This is a genomic window from Lysinibacillus sp. NPDC098008 (assembly GCF_044760715.1).
Taxonomy (GTDB): Bacteria; Bacillota; Bacilli; order Bacillales_A; family Planococcaceae; genus Lysinibacillus.
Genome location: NZ_JBIWBA010000006.1, coordinates 13108 through 28735 on the forward strand (window position 1 = coordinate 13108; position 15628 = coordinate 28735).

Annotated in this window: 16 protein-coding genes; 6 read left to right on the forward strand and 10 right to left on the reverse strand. The window is 38.7% G+C overall.

What is annotated here, in order from left to right; all coding sequences use genetic code 11:
• Positions 1-9 precede the first annotated feature (9 nt).
• Positions 10-480, reverse strand: a complete 471-nt coding sequence (locus tag ACIQVU_RS08165; RefSeq protein ID WP_340805724.1) for a 6TM ABC transporter family protein — start codon at positions 478-480, stop codon at positions 10-12.
• Positions 481-630: 150 nt separating this feature from the next.
• Between ACIQVU_RS08165 and ACIQVU_RS08170 the strand changes: the two genes are divergently transcribed.
• Positions 631-1248, forward strand: a complete 618-nt coding sequence (locus ACIQVU_RS08170; RefSeq protein ID WP_340805722.1) for a LysE family translocator — start codon at positions 631-633, stop codon at positions 1246-1248.
• 27 nt (positions 1249-1275) lie between these two features.
• On the opposite strand, the gene ACIQVU_RS08175 is transcribed toward ACIQVU_RS08170, so the two are convergent.
• Positions 1276-1701: a DUF7832 domain-containing protein gene (locus ACIQVU_RS08175; protein ID WP_340805721.1), complete on the reverse strand. Its 426-nt coding sequence runs from the start codon at positions 1699-1701 to the stop codon at positions 1276-1278.
• Positions 1702-1750: 49 nt separating this feature from the next.
• On the opposite strand from ACIQVU_RS08175, the gene ACIQVU_RS08180 reads away from it, so the two are divergent.
• Together ACIQVU_RS08180 and ACIQVU_RS08185 are read left to right on the forward strand one after the other, a co-directional pair.
• On the forward strand, positions 1751-2599 hold the full coding sequence (locus tag ACIQVU_RS08180) for a stalk domain-containing protein (protein WP_402894853.1): 849 nt from the start codon (positions 1751-1753) through the stop codon (positions 2597-2599).
• A 139-nt stretch (positions 2600-2738) separates the two neighbouring features.
• Positions 2739-3566: a copper amine oxidase N-terminal domain-containing protein gene (locus tag ACIQVU_RS08185; protein ID WP_402894856.1), complete on the forward strand. Its 828-nt coding sequence runs from the start codon at positions 2739-2741 to the stop codon at positions 3564-3566.
• A gap of 134 nt (positions 3567-3700) precedes the next feature.
• On the opposite strand, the gene ACIQVU_RS08190 is transcribed toward ACIQVU_RS08185, so the two are convergent.
• Positions 3701-4120, reverse strand: coding sequence for a universal stress protein (locus tag ACIQVU_RS08190; RefSeq protein WP_340805717.1), 420 nt, complete (start codon positions 4118-4120; stop codon positions 3701-3703).
• A gap of 10 nt (positions 4121-4130) precedes the next feature.
• Positions 4131-5549 (reverse strand): SulP family inorganic anion transporter, encoded by a 1419-nt coding sequence (locus tag ACIQVU_RS08195; RefSeq protein ID WP_402894859.1) that lies wholly within the window; start codon positions 5547-5549, stop codon positions 4131-4133.
• A gap of 117 nt (positions 5550-5666) precedes the next feature.
• On the opposite strand from ACIQVU_RS08195, the gene ACIQVU_RS08200 reads away from it, so the two are divergent.
• Entirely contained in the window at positions 5667-6215 is a 549-nt protein-coding gene (locus tag ACIQVU_RS08200) for a recombinase family protein (RefSeq protein WP_340805714.1), read from the forward strand.
• A gap of 46 nt (positions 6216-6261) precedes the next feature.
• Here the strand turns inward: ACIQVU_RS08200 and ACIQVU_RS08205 are convergent, their stop codons facing one another.
• From ACIQVU_RS08205 to ACIQVU_RS08220, 4 genes are all read right to left on the reverse strand, one after another.
• A complete protein-coding gene (locus ACIQVU_RS08205; protein ID WP_402894863.1) occupies positions 6262-9303 on the reverse strand; it encodes a hybrid sensor histidine kinase/response regulator in 3042 nt (1013 codons plus the stop codon).
• Positions 9304-9460: 157 nt separating this feature from the next.
• Positions 9461-9652, reverse strand: coding sequence for a hypothetical protein (locus ACIQVU_RS08210; RefSeq protein WP_340805712.1), 192 nt, complete (start codon positions 9650-9652; stop codon positions 9461-9463).
• Between the two features lie 420 nt (positions 9653-10072).
• Entirely contained in the window at positions 10073-10615 is a 543-nt protein-coding gene (locus ACIQVU_RS08215; RefSeq protein ID WP_340805711.1) for a TlpA family protein disulfide reductase, read from the reverse strand.
• Positions 10616-10795: 180 nt separating this feature from the next.
• Entirely contained in the window at positions 10796-12481 is a 1686-nt protein-coding gene (locus ACIQVU_RS08220) for a methyl-accepting chemotaxis protein (protein ID WP_402894867.1), read from the reverse strand.
• A 590-nt stretch (positions 12482-13071) separates the two neighbouring features.
• On the opposite strand from ACIQVU_RS08220, the gene ACIQVU_RS08225 reads away from it, so the two are divergent.
• Together ACIQVU_RS08225 and ACIQVU_RS08230 are read left to right on the forward strand one after the other, a co-directional pair.
• On the forward strand, positions 13072-13551 hold the full coding sequence (locus tag ACIQVU_RS08225) for a DUF6530 family protein (RefSeq protein ID WP_340805709.1): 480 nt from the start codon (positions 13072-13074) through the stop codon (positions 13549-13551).
• Positions 13552-13567: 16 nt separating this feature from the next.
• A complete protein-coding gene (locus tag ACIQVU_RS08230; RefSeq protein ID WP_340805708.1) occupies positions 13568-14944 on the forward strand; it encodes an MATE family efflux transporter in 1377 nt (458 codons plus the stop codon).
• A gap of 230 nt (positions 14945-15174) precedes the next feature.
• On the opposite strand, the gene ACIQVU_RS08235 is transcribed toward ACIQVU_RS08230, so the two are convergent.
• Positions 15175-15348: a hypothetical protein gene (locus ACIQVU_RS08235; RefSeq protein WP_340805707.1), complete on the reverse strand. Its 174-nt coding sequence runs from the start codon at positions 15346-15348 to the stop codon at positions 15175-15177.
• Between the two features lie 18 nt (positions 15349-15366).
• On the reverse strand, positions 15367-15531 hold the full coding sequence (locus ACIQVU_RS08240) for a hypothetical protein (RefSeq protein WP_340805706.1): 165 nt from the start codon (positions 15529-15531) through the stop codon (positions 15367-15369).
• Between the last annotated feature and the right edge of the window lie 97 nt (positions 15532-15628).

The following is a 15628-nucleotide window of genomic DNA, read 5'->3' on the forward strand; positions in this document are numbered from 1 at the left end:
AAAAAATGCCTACATTTTCGTGGCCTGTTCAATGGTCCTATAATAGGTTAGTAAATTAATGACAGCCTGCGCTCTTTTATATTCTTTTTCGATTTTATAGGAAATGGCAAGAATGGCGATGCTTAAGCTAACAACAGCCAATGCCACTATTTGTAGCAGTGAAATCTCAACAATCAGCATACTCATCACAGCAGCAAGCAGGGTAAAGATAGCTAAAATCATACCGCTTAATAAAATAAACATAGGCTTTAAGCGCAGCAATTCATTAGCTTGCTGCTTCAGGCGACCAACAATATAATCTAGCTCCTTTACGGTATAGCGCTGCTGTAAAATCACAAAATAAGACGTATACACATCATGGTGAAGCTTTTTATCCAAAATATTTTTATGCATTTTTTTAATAAATTGATCACAGAAATCTTTATCCAATGCTTGCTCAGGTCGTAGCAATTTATGTTCGTTGTCTATGCTAGTAATCAAGCCTCCCCATCCTTTCACGATCATTTCCTTATAATATATGAACACATAAAGGTTGGTTATACCCTCTTATTTTTTATCGACAGAGCCCTCACTATTATACTATAATATTTGAGGCATTCCACCAAGATAATTAGAATAGGATGGTTACGTATGTTATCGTTTATGGCAATTGTTCTTTTATTATTTTTAATTCCGGGTCCTGCGGTCATTATTACTGTTACCCAAACATTAAAAGGTGGTAAAATGAATGGCATTTATACCGCTTTAGGGATTGGACTTGGCGATTTTGTGCATACATTAGCGGCTGTTCTAGGGCTATCCGCTATTTTAATGAAATCAGCGACAGCATTTGAAGTTGTCAAATATATCGGGGTTGCGTACCTTGTTTATTTAGGCATTCAAATGCTTCTTACAAAACCGAAAAAGCTCGAAAAGCCCACTGTCGAACAAAGCGCAACAAGCACCTCCTTCCGCCAAGGCTTTTTAGCAGAAATTTTAAATCCTAAAACAGCGCTCTTTTTCCTTGCCTTTTTACCGCAGTTTGTCCAGCCAAATGGACAATCCATTACTACACAGTTGCTTACATTAGGCATTACATTTGTTGTGATGAGCGCATTATATACCATTTTACTAGCAATTATGACTAGCTTTATTGGTGAAAAAATGTTTACAAAAACAAGCGGTAGCTCCAAATGGCTCGAAAAAACAGTGGGCTTTGTCTATATTGGCTTAGGCGTCCGCTTAGCATTGCAAACACAAAGTAAATAAAAAGCAAAAATCCGCGGATTTTTGCTTTTATTTGCTGTGCTGCCATTCCTGATAGCGCTGATCAATCACTGCCTTTAATGTCCAATAATTTTCCCATGTATCCTCTACAGCATACAGGGAATCATAGCTAGCAAATGTTTCCTCGTAATCTTGCAAATAACAGCCTTGTTCAAAATCAAAGTAACTCGCAGCAAATGCATTTCCCTCACGATTTAGCATATCATCCGTTAAAACACCATCCCATGCCTGATAAAGCTCAGTGCCTGTTAAGCGCCTTGCTTGAAAATGAACAATTTCTTCCCAACCGTCTTCCTCTAATTCTTCACTATATAGCTGGTTATCTATTAGCCAGCCCACAAACATCCCTGTATGTACATATGCTTGCTTGATCGCTAAATTAGCTGGAAAATCACCTTCAATATGATATTTTGCTTTATCATAAACAATTACCATCCAATATCATCCCTTTATAGTATAATTTTTAAAAAGGAGGTTTAACGCAATGAAAAAACCATTCATAGGTATTTTTACAGTATGCATGCTGCTATTGTGGGCATCTCCCGCCGATGCCGCAGCTATTCAAATCAAAATTGATCATGTGTTAGTCAAATCGGATGTAGCACCTGAAATGACAAATAATCGCACAATGGTTCCTCTTCGCGTAATTAGTGAAAACCTAGGCGCACAAGTTCACTGGCAAGACGCAAAAATCATCCTTACATCGGATAAGACAGTCATTCAATTACAGCCTAACAGTCATACCATTATCAAAAATGGTCAAACAGCACAGTTAGATGTGCAACCATATATAAAAAATAACCGTACCTTTGTACCTCTTCGTTTTATCGCTGAAACATTTGGCAGTCAAGTTCATTATAGCAATGGCATTGTTAGCATTACAAACGAGCCCTTGTTGCTTAACAATATAAAAATTCAAGCCCTTCGTTATGAATACCATATGACAATGGGCGGCGTTGTACAGGATATTCAAGGCAATGCCTATGTTAAAGAGCTTTCTAGCATCTTCCAAGTACAAAGAGGCACTCAAGTAGAAGCACCTGCTCACTATTCTTGGCAGCCAAATACGGATCAACTCGGTTCCTATTCCAAACAGGGTCAATATAATTTTAGAGGCGTTGATGGTCAAAATGTTCAGCAGTTTGATATATATTTGTTAAATCGAGGGTTCCCTATTGAACTATTAGAGGGCTACCCTACCGTATTACTGCATGATGTAACAGCAGATAAATGGCATATATTCACAGAAAAAGGCATGGATGCAATCGATCAACTTATTCATAATGCTATAAACAACGGCTTTAGCACAGTTATTAGTAATACAGTAGCTTAAGGTTCTATCCGTCTAGGGAGGAGCGCTATCCGTCACTTTAAATTTATAAAAATAGCAAAATTTTTCGTATATACCAAAGAATATTATGGTAAAATTGCGAGGTTAGTATGTGTTTTGAATTAAAGGAGGTTTTTTTGCAATGAAGAAGTTTTTCACGGGGATTATTGTAGCATCTATATTTTTGATGGCTTCCCCCGCTGATGCCGCGACAACGCATGTTCAAATTGATCAGGTTGTCGTAAAATCCGATGTAGCACCCGAAATCAAAAATAATCGAACAATGGTGCCTTTGCGCGTGATTAGTGAAAATTTAGGCGCACAAGTACAATGGAAGGATGCCCAAATTACCCTTTCAACGGATGAGGCAACCGTTATTTTAAATGTAAAAAACAAGACAGTCATTAAAAATGGCAATGTGGAACAATTAGATGTGCAGCCATATGTAAAAAGCAACCGTACCTTTGTACCACTTCGCTTTATTGCGGAAACATTTGGCAGTCAGGTAGAGTACAGTCAAGGGAGCATCAGCATCACATCAACACCATTGCTGCTTGACAACGAGCAAATCAAAACGCTTCGCTATGAATACAACATGGCAAAGGGTGGAGAGATGCAGTTCATTAAAGGACATGCTTATCACCAAGCCATTTATAAAGTGCTTCAAGAGCAAAAGGGTGAACAAGTAGAGGCTCCTAAAGACTACTATTGGCGCTTTAATTTAGAAACAGTTGGCTCTTATACGAAGCTTGCACAGTATGACTTTTTAAACCAAGACAATACTAGTGTGGAGCAGTATGACATCTATGAATTAAATCAATCATTCCCTGCTGAGGAATTGGCACCGTATCCAACATTCCTTCTCCACGATTTCAACAAGAATGTTTGGTATGTATTTACGGAAAAAGAGCTGAAGGCGATCCAGCAAATTCTCGACAATGCCACAAACAACGGCTTTACAACGAAATAAGTCAATTAAAAAGAGCAAATTTTGATGATAGGTCAAAATTTGCTCTTCCTTGGTTTTACAGGGCTATCCGTCACTGAAGCTGTTCTATCCGTCAAAGCAGCCTCTCTATCCGTCACTTTTACGGTTCTATCCTCCTACTTCACAATCAAAGCAGGGCATTGCACACGTTTCATTACTTTATGGCTGACGCTGCCGAGCACCATTTCTTGAAAGCTGTTTAAGCCACGGCTGCCGATAACAACTAAATCCACTTGCTTCTCATTGGCATAGCGCACAATTTCTGACCCCGGTTCTCCTTTTAAAATCGTTGTTTGATAAGGAATTTGTGCTGCTCTTAATGCTTGCTCCACGGGGGCAATTTTACGCTGACGTGCCAGCTCCATTGTTTCAGGAGAGCCAGCTCGTAATAATTCATTTTTTACTTTTTCTACATTAACCACATAAACAATATCCACCATGGTACTCTTTGACAGCTTGGCGATTTTCATGGCTTCCTGTGCTGCACGGAATGCATTATCAGAGCCATCCACTGCTACTAAAATATGCGAATACATAGCATCCCTCCTAATTTAACCCACTTAATTGACTGTATAACGCTTGGCTTGCAGGATTTAAGCCAATTATCTCTACATGAATATGCTGTGCCGCTAAACGCTGACGCACTTTAACAAGCGCTCCTACTGCTGATTCATCCCATAAATGGCTGCTAGATAAATCAATCGTAATGCTAGACGCTTCAATCTGGTCAAATGCTTGTATAAAGCTTTTCGTAGAGGCAAAAAATAATGGTCCCTCAATAATATAGGTTGTGCCTACTTGCTGAATCGTCACCTTTGATATTTTTGCTACAAAAAATAATGCACTGACAATCACACCAATGACAACGCCAATCGCTAAATTATCGGTATAGATAACAATTAACACGGTGGCAATCATGACAAAGGCATCCGTGCGGGGAGCCGTGGCAATATAACGGAAAGAGCCCCAATCAAATGTGCCAATACTTACCATAATCATAATCCCAACAAGCACAGGCATTGGAATATCCACCACTAGATCACCCAGCACAATAATTAAAAACATTAAAAATACGCCTGCCACCAATGTTGATAGACGTCCTCGCCCACCTGATTTTACATTAATCACCGATTGACCAATCATGGCACAGCCAGCCATTCCACCGAAAAAGCCATTGATTACATTGGCAATGCCCTGTCCACGTGCTTCACGATTTTTATCGCTTTTTGTGCTAGTCATGTCATCGACAATTTGAGCCGTTAATAATGACTCTAATAGCCCAACAATAGATAAAGCTAAGGAATAGGGCAAAATAATTAGCAAGGTTTCAAGGGTAAATGGCACATTCGGTATAAAAAATGTAGGCAATGCACGTTCAATTGCACCTAAGTCACCAATTGTTTTTAAATCTACCTCTGTTGTAAAGGCTACAATCGTTAACACAACAATTGCAATTAACGGTGCAGGAATTGCCTTAAAAAATCGAGGCACAATATACACAATAAGCAAGGTAATTGCGATAAATAGATATGTCCAAAGCCCCTCCTTGAAAAAATGCGGAACCTGTGCCATAAAAATTAAAATCGCCAATGCATTGACAAAGCCAATCATGACAGCATTTGGCACAAAGCGCATAAGCTTGGCAATACCTAATACGCCAAATAGCAACTGCAATACGCCTGTTAAAATTGTAGCTGCCAGTAAATATTGCAGCCCATGCTCCTTAACAAGGCTTGTCATGACCAATGCCATCGCTCCCGTAGCAGCGGAAATCATCGCTGGTCGCCCTCCGACAAAGGCAATAATCGTTGCAATACAAAATGAGGCATAGAGTCCAACCATTGGGTCAACGCCTGCAATAATTGAAAAGGCAATAGCTTCAGGAATTAGTGCGAGAGCCACAACAATTCCTGATAATATATCTGCGCGAACATTGCCAAACCATTGTTCTTTTAATGTTTGCATAAATAAACTCCCTTAGTTATAGTATAAGTAATCGTACCAAAAGATACCTTTTTGGAACGACAACAAGTAGCATAGCATAATCATTCCCAAAAAGGAATGGTTTTGGGAGGAAAAATAATGATTTATGGCTATAAGCGCCCGATTATTGGCGATGAATTAGGTGAACAGCAACTACTGGATATACAGGTTGAGCAATTATTTGTGGAGGCACACCCTTATGCTAAAAAACGTCATGCCTTAGAGGAATTATTAATGGTGATACAGGCTGGGGATGAAATTATTGTTGAAAATATCATGGTGCTTGCCGACTCCTTACATCAATTAGTGGATGTCTTGCATATTTTAGCAAAGGATCATGTAACCATTACCTTTCGGCAGGAGCAAATGACTAATACCACACAGATGCCGATGTCCTTATTAGATAACGCACTATTTTTTGCCCATTTACAAACACAATTTAAAAGCCATGCCACAACATTTGGGCTTGCTGAGGCAAAAAAAGCTGGCAAAACCATTGGACGCCCGAAAAAATCTGATAAGTATTTACGCCAAGCGTTGGAGATGTATCAAAGCAAGAACTATTCATTGCTCGATATTAAAAATCAAACAGGCATTAGTAAATCCACTTTATATCGCTATATAGATGAAGTAAATAAACAAAAATAGGCATTATACGCGAAGTATAATGCCTATTCTCTTTGGATGGCGCGCTTTATGTCGCTTTCTTTGCCAAGACCATAAATGATACAGTGGTTCCTTGGTTTGGCTTACTTGAAATTTGCAGACCTTGCCCGTAATGCTGCTGCAAGCGAAGGTGCGTATTTAATAAGCCAATGCTTTTGGATTTATGCGTTGTTCGTTGCAATAGTTGTGCTACTTTTTGTTCATTCATACCAACACCATCATCCGAAACCGAGATGTCCAACTGGTCATCATGACTCATCACGCAAATACGAACTGTTCCACCCTCTGCACGTTTTAAAATACCATGCTCCAACGCATTTTCCACGATAGGCTGTATAATCAGCGGTGGAATAAGTATATCTTGCTGTGCATCTATCTCCCATACTACTTGAATGCGGTTGCCAAAGCGTTCCTGCTGAATATAGAGATAGGCTTGAATTAATCGCAATTCATTTTCTAACGGCACAAGAGCTTCAACGTTTTGGAAATTATAAGATTCTCTTAAAAAATCGCTTAATGCCTCTACTAATTTACTTGTTCGCGCACTATCCGTTTCACTTAATGTTAAAAGGGCATTTAATGTATTAAATAAAAAGTGCGGTTCAATTTGTGCCTGAAGCCAAGCAGCCTCCATACGATGGCGCTCCTGCACAGAGCGTTTTACCTTTGTCAATGCCTCTGCACGAGATTTTAACTCTAAAGCATCTACGGGCTTAATCACATAATCATTCGCCCCTGCTAAAAAGCCCTTTTCAATATACTGAGGCTGACTACGTGCTGTCAGCAATAATACAGGCAAATCGGTGAGTGAGAATTGCTTGCGAATCAGCCGTACCAATTCATAGCCAGACATTTTTGGCATCATCACATCTGAAATGACTAAATCCCATTCTTGTGATTGAATGCATTCCAAAGCCTTGATACCGCTTGTCACCGTGACAACATCATACTTATCATTCGTTAAAATGGTTTCAATCACTCTTAGGTTAATCGGCTCATCATCCACCACTAAAATACGAGGTCGGCTCCAATCTACAATGCCAGTAGCCATTATAGATGACTTTATTTGCATATCTTCCTGTTTGTAATTGTTGCTTTGTGTCACTACATCGTCCTGTATGTCATTAGACAATGGCAATGTAAACGTAAAGGTGGACCCTTTGCCTAACACAGACTGTACTTCCAATGTCCCACCTTGCAGCTCAATTAATCGCTTACTAACACTTAGTCCTAGCCCAAAGCCACCTTCAACAATATTTTTACCTGCTGCTCCTTGCTCATATGGCTTAAAGATACGCTGCATTGTTTCTCGATCCATCCCAATGCCTGTATCCTCCACTACAATTTTTGCCATCCCATCTTTCGTATAGCCTGAAATACTAACATAGCCCTCATTCGTAAATTTCACCGCATTATGCACTAAATTCAACACAATTTGCGTTACACGGTTTTCATCCGCCCATACTTGCTGAAAATCGGCTGGAATTCGATGAATAAATTGCACAGGCTTCCCTTCCACTGTATAACGCAGCATCTCTAGTACACCTGATACAACTGTATGAATCGAAACATTTCCGAGCTGTAATTTTTGTGTATTTTCCTGCAAGCTCCTAACATCCAGCAAATCATCTAATAGCAGGGACATTCGCTTGCCTACAGATAATACCGTTTCTAAATCATTCACACTGGCATTGCTCAATGCATGTGTTTCACGCTCCAATACCGCTCTTGAAATATTAATAATGCTATGAAGCGGGTTGCGTAATTCATGTGAGGTGCTCGCCAAAAATTCATCCTTTTGTTTATCAGCTTTTTGCAGTTGTAAGGCAAAGGCTTTTGTATCGGCATGCACCTTTGCAAAACCTTGAAACCAGACAATCGCTAAACAAGCAATGGTAATAATCAAGTCAAAGGGATAAAAGACCACCTTATTTCCCATAATCATCAACAGACCAGCCCAAATTATACTATTCATAAATGCGATGATGGCGAGTAAAACAAAAATATTGTTTCGAATATCCTTTATGGAGTTGCTTAGTACAATCATCATTGTCATCATAATAGCAATAGCAAAAATAAGAATATATATAATTTGTATGGTAATAAGATAATAGGTTGGCAATAGAATCGCCACCAACACAGCTATAGCACAAATAATCGCAAAGGCTTTTTTATACGGCTTGAAATGTGGTGGTAGCCACTGGTCAATACATCGAAGCATTGAGTAGCCCATGCTAATAGCCGTAAGATGAACAAGTATAAAGCTCCATTCATAATTAATGGAAAACCAAAAGGTCAACAGCTTGTCTTCATTACTCAGCAAATAATAAAACATCATACTAACCATTAATAGTGAAAAATAGAGTAAACGTTTATCCTTGCTGCCAACCAAATACAGAATGATTGCATAGCCAGCATGAATCAGTAAAACAATAGCAACGAGTAGCTGCATCACAATAGACAGCAATGTTTCACGGTAAATAACATCCTCTTGCCCAAATTTAATGGAACGCACAATACCACCCATACGAGGGTCGTGAAAGTTAGCTGCTTGGATAACGATCTCAATTTCGCTTTGTCCCTGTGCCTCAAAAGAAACGGTAAATGGTACATTTTCTGCGACTGTTTCTGCAAGATTTTTACCTATCTCACCTGATTTCTTCAGTAATCGTCCATTCACATAAATTTCAGATGCACTACGAACGCTTGGTACTCTAATACTATATGTAGTTGTTTCTGCTGGATCGACGAGTAGTGTAAGTCGATAAGAGCCGTAGCCATAAGGACTCCGCTCATGCTCTGGAAAGGCCGTATCCCAGCCACCCGGAATTTTGATATTCATAGGCTGTGCTGGCTGCTCTTTATCCATTAACCATTGAGATGGATAAAATAACCACTCACCATCCAATGTGAGCGTGCTATCTTGGAAGTCGAAATCTCGTACATCTAGTTGACCTTTTTCGGCATAGAGCTGCTCTGGCTGCTTAAATAATTCAAGCCATAATAGACGTAAAGCTGTGAGCGATACAATAAATAGCACGATAATCATAATAATCTTTTTTGTGTTCATGAAAGATCATGTAAAAGGGTTAATATGGATGTACCTTTTACTATTTTCACCTCCCTGACTAATACCATCATTAGATTCTAACACGTAGACCTCTACAAATTCTCTACAAAAAAAGATCGAGCCAGCAAGGAATACTGACTTGATCTTTTGATAATGCTTATTTAGCTACAGTTAAAGCATGGACGGTTTTAAGGCGTTTAATACTTTTTAGCATCTCCATTAACTGATGTAATTCATCTGCATTAATATGTTGAAAAGAATCCTTAATGTAGGTTTCGATACTTGCTTCTATATGAAAAACTTCCTCCGAGAACTGTTGATAAAGTTGGTTTTTATAATAAATAGGCACGATAATATTTATCTCCTTTACATAACTGTATATGCAGGCGTGTTGATTAACCTTTATTTTACAGAGAATTGCTTAGAATTCGTTGATTTCTGTTACAGGTGGACGCTTTCTGCGGGTGCGGCTTCAACTCATTTATTTCGGCAAATGCCGAAATAAATGGATTTTCAGCTCGCACTTTTTCCGCTAGAGTCGCCACCTTTCACGCCAATCAACGAGAGAATGCTTTAGACAAAGCGTTTTCCTTCTAACAACACGCAAATGAATAGCCAATATTTAGATCATCAACACGCTTGCTGTATATGTAAAATATAGCACTATATCTCTTTGAAATATCTAATATCTTATCCATTTACTGGTGGAATAATACCTGTAATAAGTTTACTATTTTACGCAGTTTCTCTATAAAAGGTTTCAACTCGTCTAACTATTGATAGTTGCTACTAGCTTATTTAATTCCTGTTGATTAATTTCGCCTTTAATCGTATACTGTAAAATTCCTTCCATATCAAAAATAAAGGTTGTTGGGTATCCGAGCACTTGAAATGCTTGCTGAAGCGTTCCTTCTTTATCTAAAAAGATAGGGAATGCTAATTGATGGTTTTCCTGAAATGTGACTGCTTGTTCATAGCTATCATACTTGGTGGCGTTGATGGCTAATAGCTCCACTTGCTGCGGTTTTTGCTGATAAAAGTCGTTTAATGCAGGGGCTTCTTGTTGACAGGGCCCACACCATGATGCCCAAAAATTGACCACTAGCACTTTTCCCTTATACGTTTCAAAGGTTGTTGCAGGTTGGTTCAATGGCGTTAACACGGTGGTAAAATCAAGCTGTGCTGTACCATCTGCTAACTCTACCATAGAAGAAGATACTTGCTCTTGCCCCCAGTTATTTTTTAGCATGACGATAAGTAAAACAACAATTATCAGTGCTGAAGCCATTAAACCTATTGTTTTTCTCTGCATTTATTGACTCCTTTAATCTATTAACATTAGATGTTTTTACCATTTTTTTATAAAAGAATTCTATCTGTTACTCCTATTTTAGCAAGTATTGTTAGAAGAATAAATAATCAAATTTTTTTAATACAAAAAGACCAGAAGGCCTTGGCATCCTGATCTTTTTGGTCCTCTTGTTATGTGATATTACCTTAATGTAAATTGTCCTACTTGCTGATTTAATTGCTCTGCCATTTTTGCCAGTTGATTAGAACTATTGGAAATTTCCTCCATCGAGCTAGACGTTTGCTGCATTGTGGCAGATGTTTGTTCAATGCCTGCAGCCGATTCCTCTGAAATGGCAGCAATTTCTTCAATCGCTTGGTCGATACGTACAGAATTTTCTACTAGCTGGTCAAGGTTTTGCGACACATTTGCAATATTATGTGCCATCGCATTGACAGCCGTCCCAATTTCAACAAAGGTTTGATTCATTAAAGAAATTTGCTCTGAGCCTTGCTGCACTTCCTTATAGCTTGATTGTAAGGCGTTGGTCACATCATTGGTTTCCACCACAATTTCCTCTACAATATGCTCAATATCAACAACTGATACTGAAACCTGCTCTGCCAATTTGCGTACCTCTTCCGCCACAACAGCAAAGCCCTGTCCTTGCTCCCCTGCACGTGCCGCTTCAATTGCTGCATTGAGTGCCAATAAATTCGTTTGCTTAGCAATATCATTAATCACCACAACAAGCTTGGAAATATCCTGTGATTTATGGTTTAAGCCCTCCACTCGCTCAACCACCTGATGAACAATATTATCAATCTTTAACATTTGATCTGTCGATGCTTTAATTAATGTTTGACCTGAATCCGTTAATGTTAGCACCTGATTCGCATCACTTTCAACATGCTGCCCATTTTGACTAGCCTCATTCATACGCTTCACAAAATCACTCATTAAATGTGATAAATCACTTGCATTGCTTGCCTGTACTTCCGTGCCCTCTGCAATATCATTCATCGTCAGTGCTACCTGCTCTGCCCCTGCTTTTACCTCTACGGAGGACTGTAGCAATTCTTCACTTTGCGTAGCCACTTCAGTCGATACATGTTGAATTTGCTGTAGCATATCCTTTATTTTAAGATTCATCGTATTTGTTGACTCTGTAAGCTCGCCAACCTCATCGCGTGCATCATTAACAAGTGCCTCTTGGCTTAAATCACCCTCTGCAATTACTTTCACGCGCTGTGAAATTCGTTGGACAGGTTTAGAAATGGATATGGCGCTATAGAAGGCTGTAGCAATCGCCAATATTGTAACAAGTATAGATACAATAATGTTTATATTATTAACATGAGCATTATCATCTCTTAAGTTGTCACCAGCCTCGCGAATAATGTCTTCACCTTTAGCTGCTAATGACTCAAAGCCTTCCCGAATCGCTTGCACTTCTTGTTCCTGACTCACTAAATTTTGAATGGCTAATGCCGTATTCCCAGCCTCATAAGCCGGAAAGACATTTTTTTCAATATATTGACGCCAAGCCTTTGCTCTTGCTGCATAGTCCTCAAATTCCTCCGACTCAATAAGCTGGCGAACAAGCTTTTCATTTTCTAAAGATTGTTGAATATATTCATTAAATGTATCTTTATAAGATTGCTCACCTGTCAGTACATAGCCTCGTGCAGCTCCTATTCTCACAGACATCGAGCTAGCTAGATGCTGTTGAAGAATCGATAGCTCTAGGTCCCTATTCACCATTTTCTCCATTTCTTTATTCATGGTGATATTTGAATAAATGATATAGCTACTTTGCACCATTATCCCTATGAGAATGATGGAAAAACCAAATAAAATTTTACTTCGTATTGACTTAAACTTCATTACCATATAACCTCCATCTTTCAAAACAATTATTACCATTATGTATATCTAAGATGTCTTATATATTATTTTTTCGATACTTATCCAATCATATTATTATGTATCGATTACAAAAATCCGATGTATACACACTATAATCATAAATGTTTAATCACCTTTCTATAAAATTAGGTATATTCACTTAATATATTTCAAAAATAGAAAATGAATATATTGTATGATTGCCAGCACTATTCTACTCTATACTGGAAATTATGTAAATAAAGAAATATTATTACTACATGTTTAACCATTAAAAGGGTTAGCATTTGTCTATGCCCGTCCAGATATACTCATACATTATCAGCCTCATCTCTACTATTTCTCAACAATACTTTTATGAACAGACCATCATAAACTTCTCACTTCAATAGGTGTAATCCTCATATTCTCTCCAATATCTACATTTCCAAAGCTTTCACTGAGCCATAGAGCCCCCTATTTGAGAAAAAATACAATTTTTAGCATAAGGATTGACTTCTCATAGATGCAATGTTAAATTTACTAAAGCAGTAATTTAGTAAATTACTAAATTGGAAGGAGTGTTAACAATGAAAATACCAACACATTTAAAGCATAAGCCTGTCATTGTGGCAGAAAACTATGCCAATATCGATGGACGCACAGCATACGAAACAGATGCACAGGGGCTATCACTTGGCTTAGCACAATGGAATGATCGCGGAAAGGTTGATATTTCGGCAAAGGTTTGGCGACATACTGGTGGCAAATGGTCGCGTCAATCAGAGGAGCTACCCCTTCACCGTGTGCTTGACCTCGCTATTTTAGTATGTGAAACAGAGCTTTATTTCAAGGAGGCGTACCGTCACGAGCATTTATATGACGAGGAAAATCCGCTTATTAAGCGTGTCGGCTTGCAGGGAGATGCCATGACTGTAGAGGTTTGCACAGACAATGAGCAAATTAAAGAGGATATTCAGCTTTTTCAGCAGGCATTAAACAATGATGGTGAATTAATTGGCGAACGCCTGCGTACATTATCACGAATTTTAAAAGAAATGGGTTATTAATACTCAAGAGGATCAAATGATGAATGAACATTTACTACAGGATGACAAACAACTACGAAAGGCTTTTTTTAATTTTTTAATTCCCGTGATGCTCGCTAATGTCCTGCAATCCGTTGGGCAAGTATTTGCGATGTTTATCGTGGGACGCAATTTAGGTGTCGATGCACTCGCTGCTATCTCGGCATTCTTTCCATTTTTCTTCTTTTTAATGGCTTTTGCGATTGGCATTGGCTCAGGTAGCTCGATTTTAGTTGGGCAAACATTTGGTGCTGGCAACCATGAGAAAATGAAGGAGGTTGTTGGGGTAACGCTTGCCTTTACAACCATTTTATCCATTGCCGTTGCGATTTTTGGCGGCTTTTTTATTGAATGGATTTTACGCTTTATGCAAACACCCGCTAATATTTTAGAGATGAGTATTAGCTATGCACAAATTTTATTTTTCACGCTGCCAATTATGTTTTGGTACTTGGTCTATACAACATTTATGCGTGGCGTGGGCGATTCCAAAACACCTTTTTTATTTTTAGTCGTTAGTGTTATTTTAAATATCGCCTTTCTGCCGCCATTAGTATTTGGCTGGTTTGGGCTGCCTGCGTTTGGCTTAAATGGCGCTGCCTATGCATCTGTCTTATCAAACCTTGTGACGATGCTCGTATTATTTGTTTACCTGCATAAAACAAAGCATTTACTACGTTTAGACAAAACTATTTTACAGCACTTTAAGCTGAAAAAGGATATTTTAACGTCCCTACTAAAGCTCGCCATCCCTTCAAGCATTAGTATGGTCGCCATCTCTGTTGCAGAAATTGCTGTGATTGGCTTTGTCAATCTGCATGGCTCAAATGCGACGGCTGCCTATGGTGTTGTCAATCAGGTGGCAAGCTATGCCCAAGTGCCAGCTATGAGTATTGCTATTGCTACCTCTGTCTTTGTTGCACAGGCATTAGGCGCAAACTCGACCGAAATGATTAAAAAAATCCGTCTAATGGGGGTACAAATTAATTACCTTTTAGGTGGCGCAATTATTTTAGTCATGTATTTATTTGCAGAGCCAATTCTTGCGTTATTTATTGATACACAGGAAACCTTGCATATTGCTAAAAATTATTTATATATCGCCTTTTGGAGCTATTTAATTTTTGGGCATACGCAAACCGTATCAGCAACAATGCGCGCAACAGGTGTTGTGCTTTGGCCTACTGTCTTTTTAATTATCACCATTTGGGTTGTGCAAGTACCACTCGCCTACTTCCTATCCCACCACACAGCACTTGCTCTAAACGGTGTCTGGTTAGCCTACCCGATTACCTTCTGCGTCCACTTTATTATGCAGTATGCGTACTTTAAGCTAGGCTGGCAAAAACGAACATTACAGGCGATGTTAAAATAACAACAACTCCGAACGATGGAATAGCTTTATTATCGTTCGGAGTTTTAGTAGCTTTTAATGTGCCAGTTCCCGAAAAAACAAAACAACCAGGTACTCAATCTTGCTGAGCCCTGGTCATTTTGTGAAAAGTGAATGCTACTAACTTGCTTTAGTGTTTTGTATTCTACTATTAGAGTAGTCGTTTCATTACAAAAAAGGTTACACAAAAACATAAAAAGTTTTTTTATTTTTCACAGCGCATCCTGCTTATCCATTAAACACCATAGACAGGCAAGCAAAACGGATACACTTATCAATAGAAAAAATGTATAAAGGTTAAAATATTGATTGTTCACATGAATCGTTAAGCCAGTTGTGATCGCGTTAATATAATGCAGATCAGCAGTGCCATTTTGCTGGAGCAATGCCTCTTTTATAACCTCTCAATAATTAGCTAAGACGATTCTTTGATAAACAATAGCCGCAATACTATAAAGAATTGTAACAACCAAGCCGATTTGGAGGGTACGCTTTGTCAGAGCATGCTGGCGAATAAGCCGAATCCATAACAGCAGCAGTCCCATCAAGAGCGGTACTAGAAAAATCACTATTGAGACTCCCACAGCTAAAGCAATGGGATTCTTGAGTGACTAAGCGTTCGCAGTCCATTTCTGTTTTAAACAGTCCTCAAGATGAGGGTATCTC

Excerpts from the sequence above, each read along its gene's own strand:
- ACIQVU_RS08170 (WP_340805722.1), top strand. The coding sequence starts at position 631 with ATGTTATCGTTTATGGCAATTGTTCTTTTATTATTTTTAATTCCGGGT.
- ACIQVU_RS08175 (WP_340805721.1), bottom strand. The coding sequence starts at position 1,701 with ATGGTAATTGTTTATGATAAAGCAAAATATCATATTGAAGGTGATTTT.
- ACIQVU_RS08180 (WP_402894853.1), top strand. The coding sequence starts at position 1,751 with ATGAAAAAACCATTCATAGGTATTTTTACAGTATGCATGCTGCTATTG.
- ACIQVU_RS08185 (WP_402894856.1), top strand. The coding sequence starts at position 2,739 with ATGAAGAAGTTTTTCACGGGGATTATTGTAGCATCTATATTTTTGATG.
- ACIQVU_RS08190 (WP_340805717.1), bottom strand. The coding sequence starts at position 4,120 with ATGTATTCGCATATTTTAGTAGCAGTGGATGGCTCTGATAATGCATTC.
- ACIQVU_RS08195 (WP_402894859.1), bottom strand. The coding sequence starts at position 5,549 with ATGCAAACATTAAAAGAACAATGGTTTGGCAATGTTCGCGCAGATATA.
- ACIQVU_RS08200 (WP_340805714.1), top strand. The coding sequence starts at position 5,667 with ATGATTTATGGCTATAAGCGCCCGATTATTGGCGATGAATTAGGTGAA.
- ACIQVU_RS08205 (WP_402894863.1), bottom strand. The coding sequence starts at position 9,303 with ATGAACACAAAAAAGATTATTATGATTATCGTGCTATTTATTGTATCG.
- ACIQVU_RS08215 (WP_340805711.1), bottom strand. The coding sequence starts at position 10,615 with ATGCAGAGAAAAACAATAGGTTTAATGGCTTCAGCACTGATAATTGTT.
- ACIQVU_RS08220 (WP_402894867.1), bottom strand. The coding sequence starts at position 12,481 with ATGAAGTTTAAGTCAATACGAAGTAAAATTTTATTTGGTTTTTCCATC.
- ACIQVU_RS08225 (WP_340805709.1), top strand. The coding sequence starts at position 13,072 with ATGAAAATACCAACACATTTAAAGCATAAGCCTGTCATTGTGGCAGAA.
- ACIQVU_RS08230 (WP_340805708.1), top strand. The coding sequence starts at position 13,568 with ATGATGAATGAACATTTACTACAGGATGACAAACAACTACGAAAGGCT.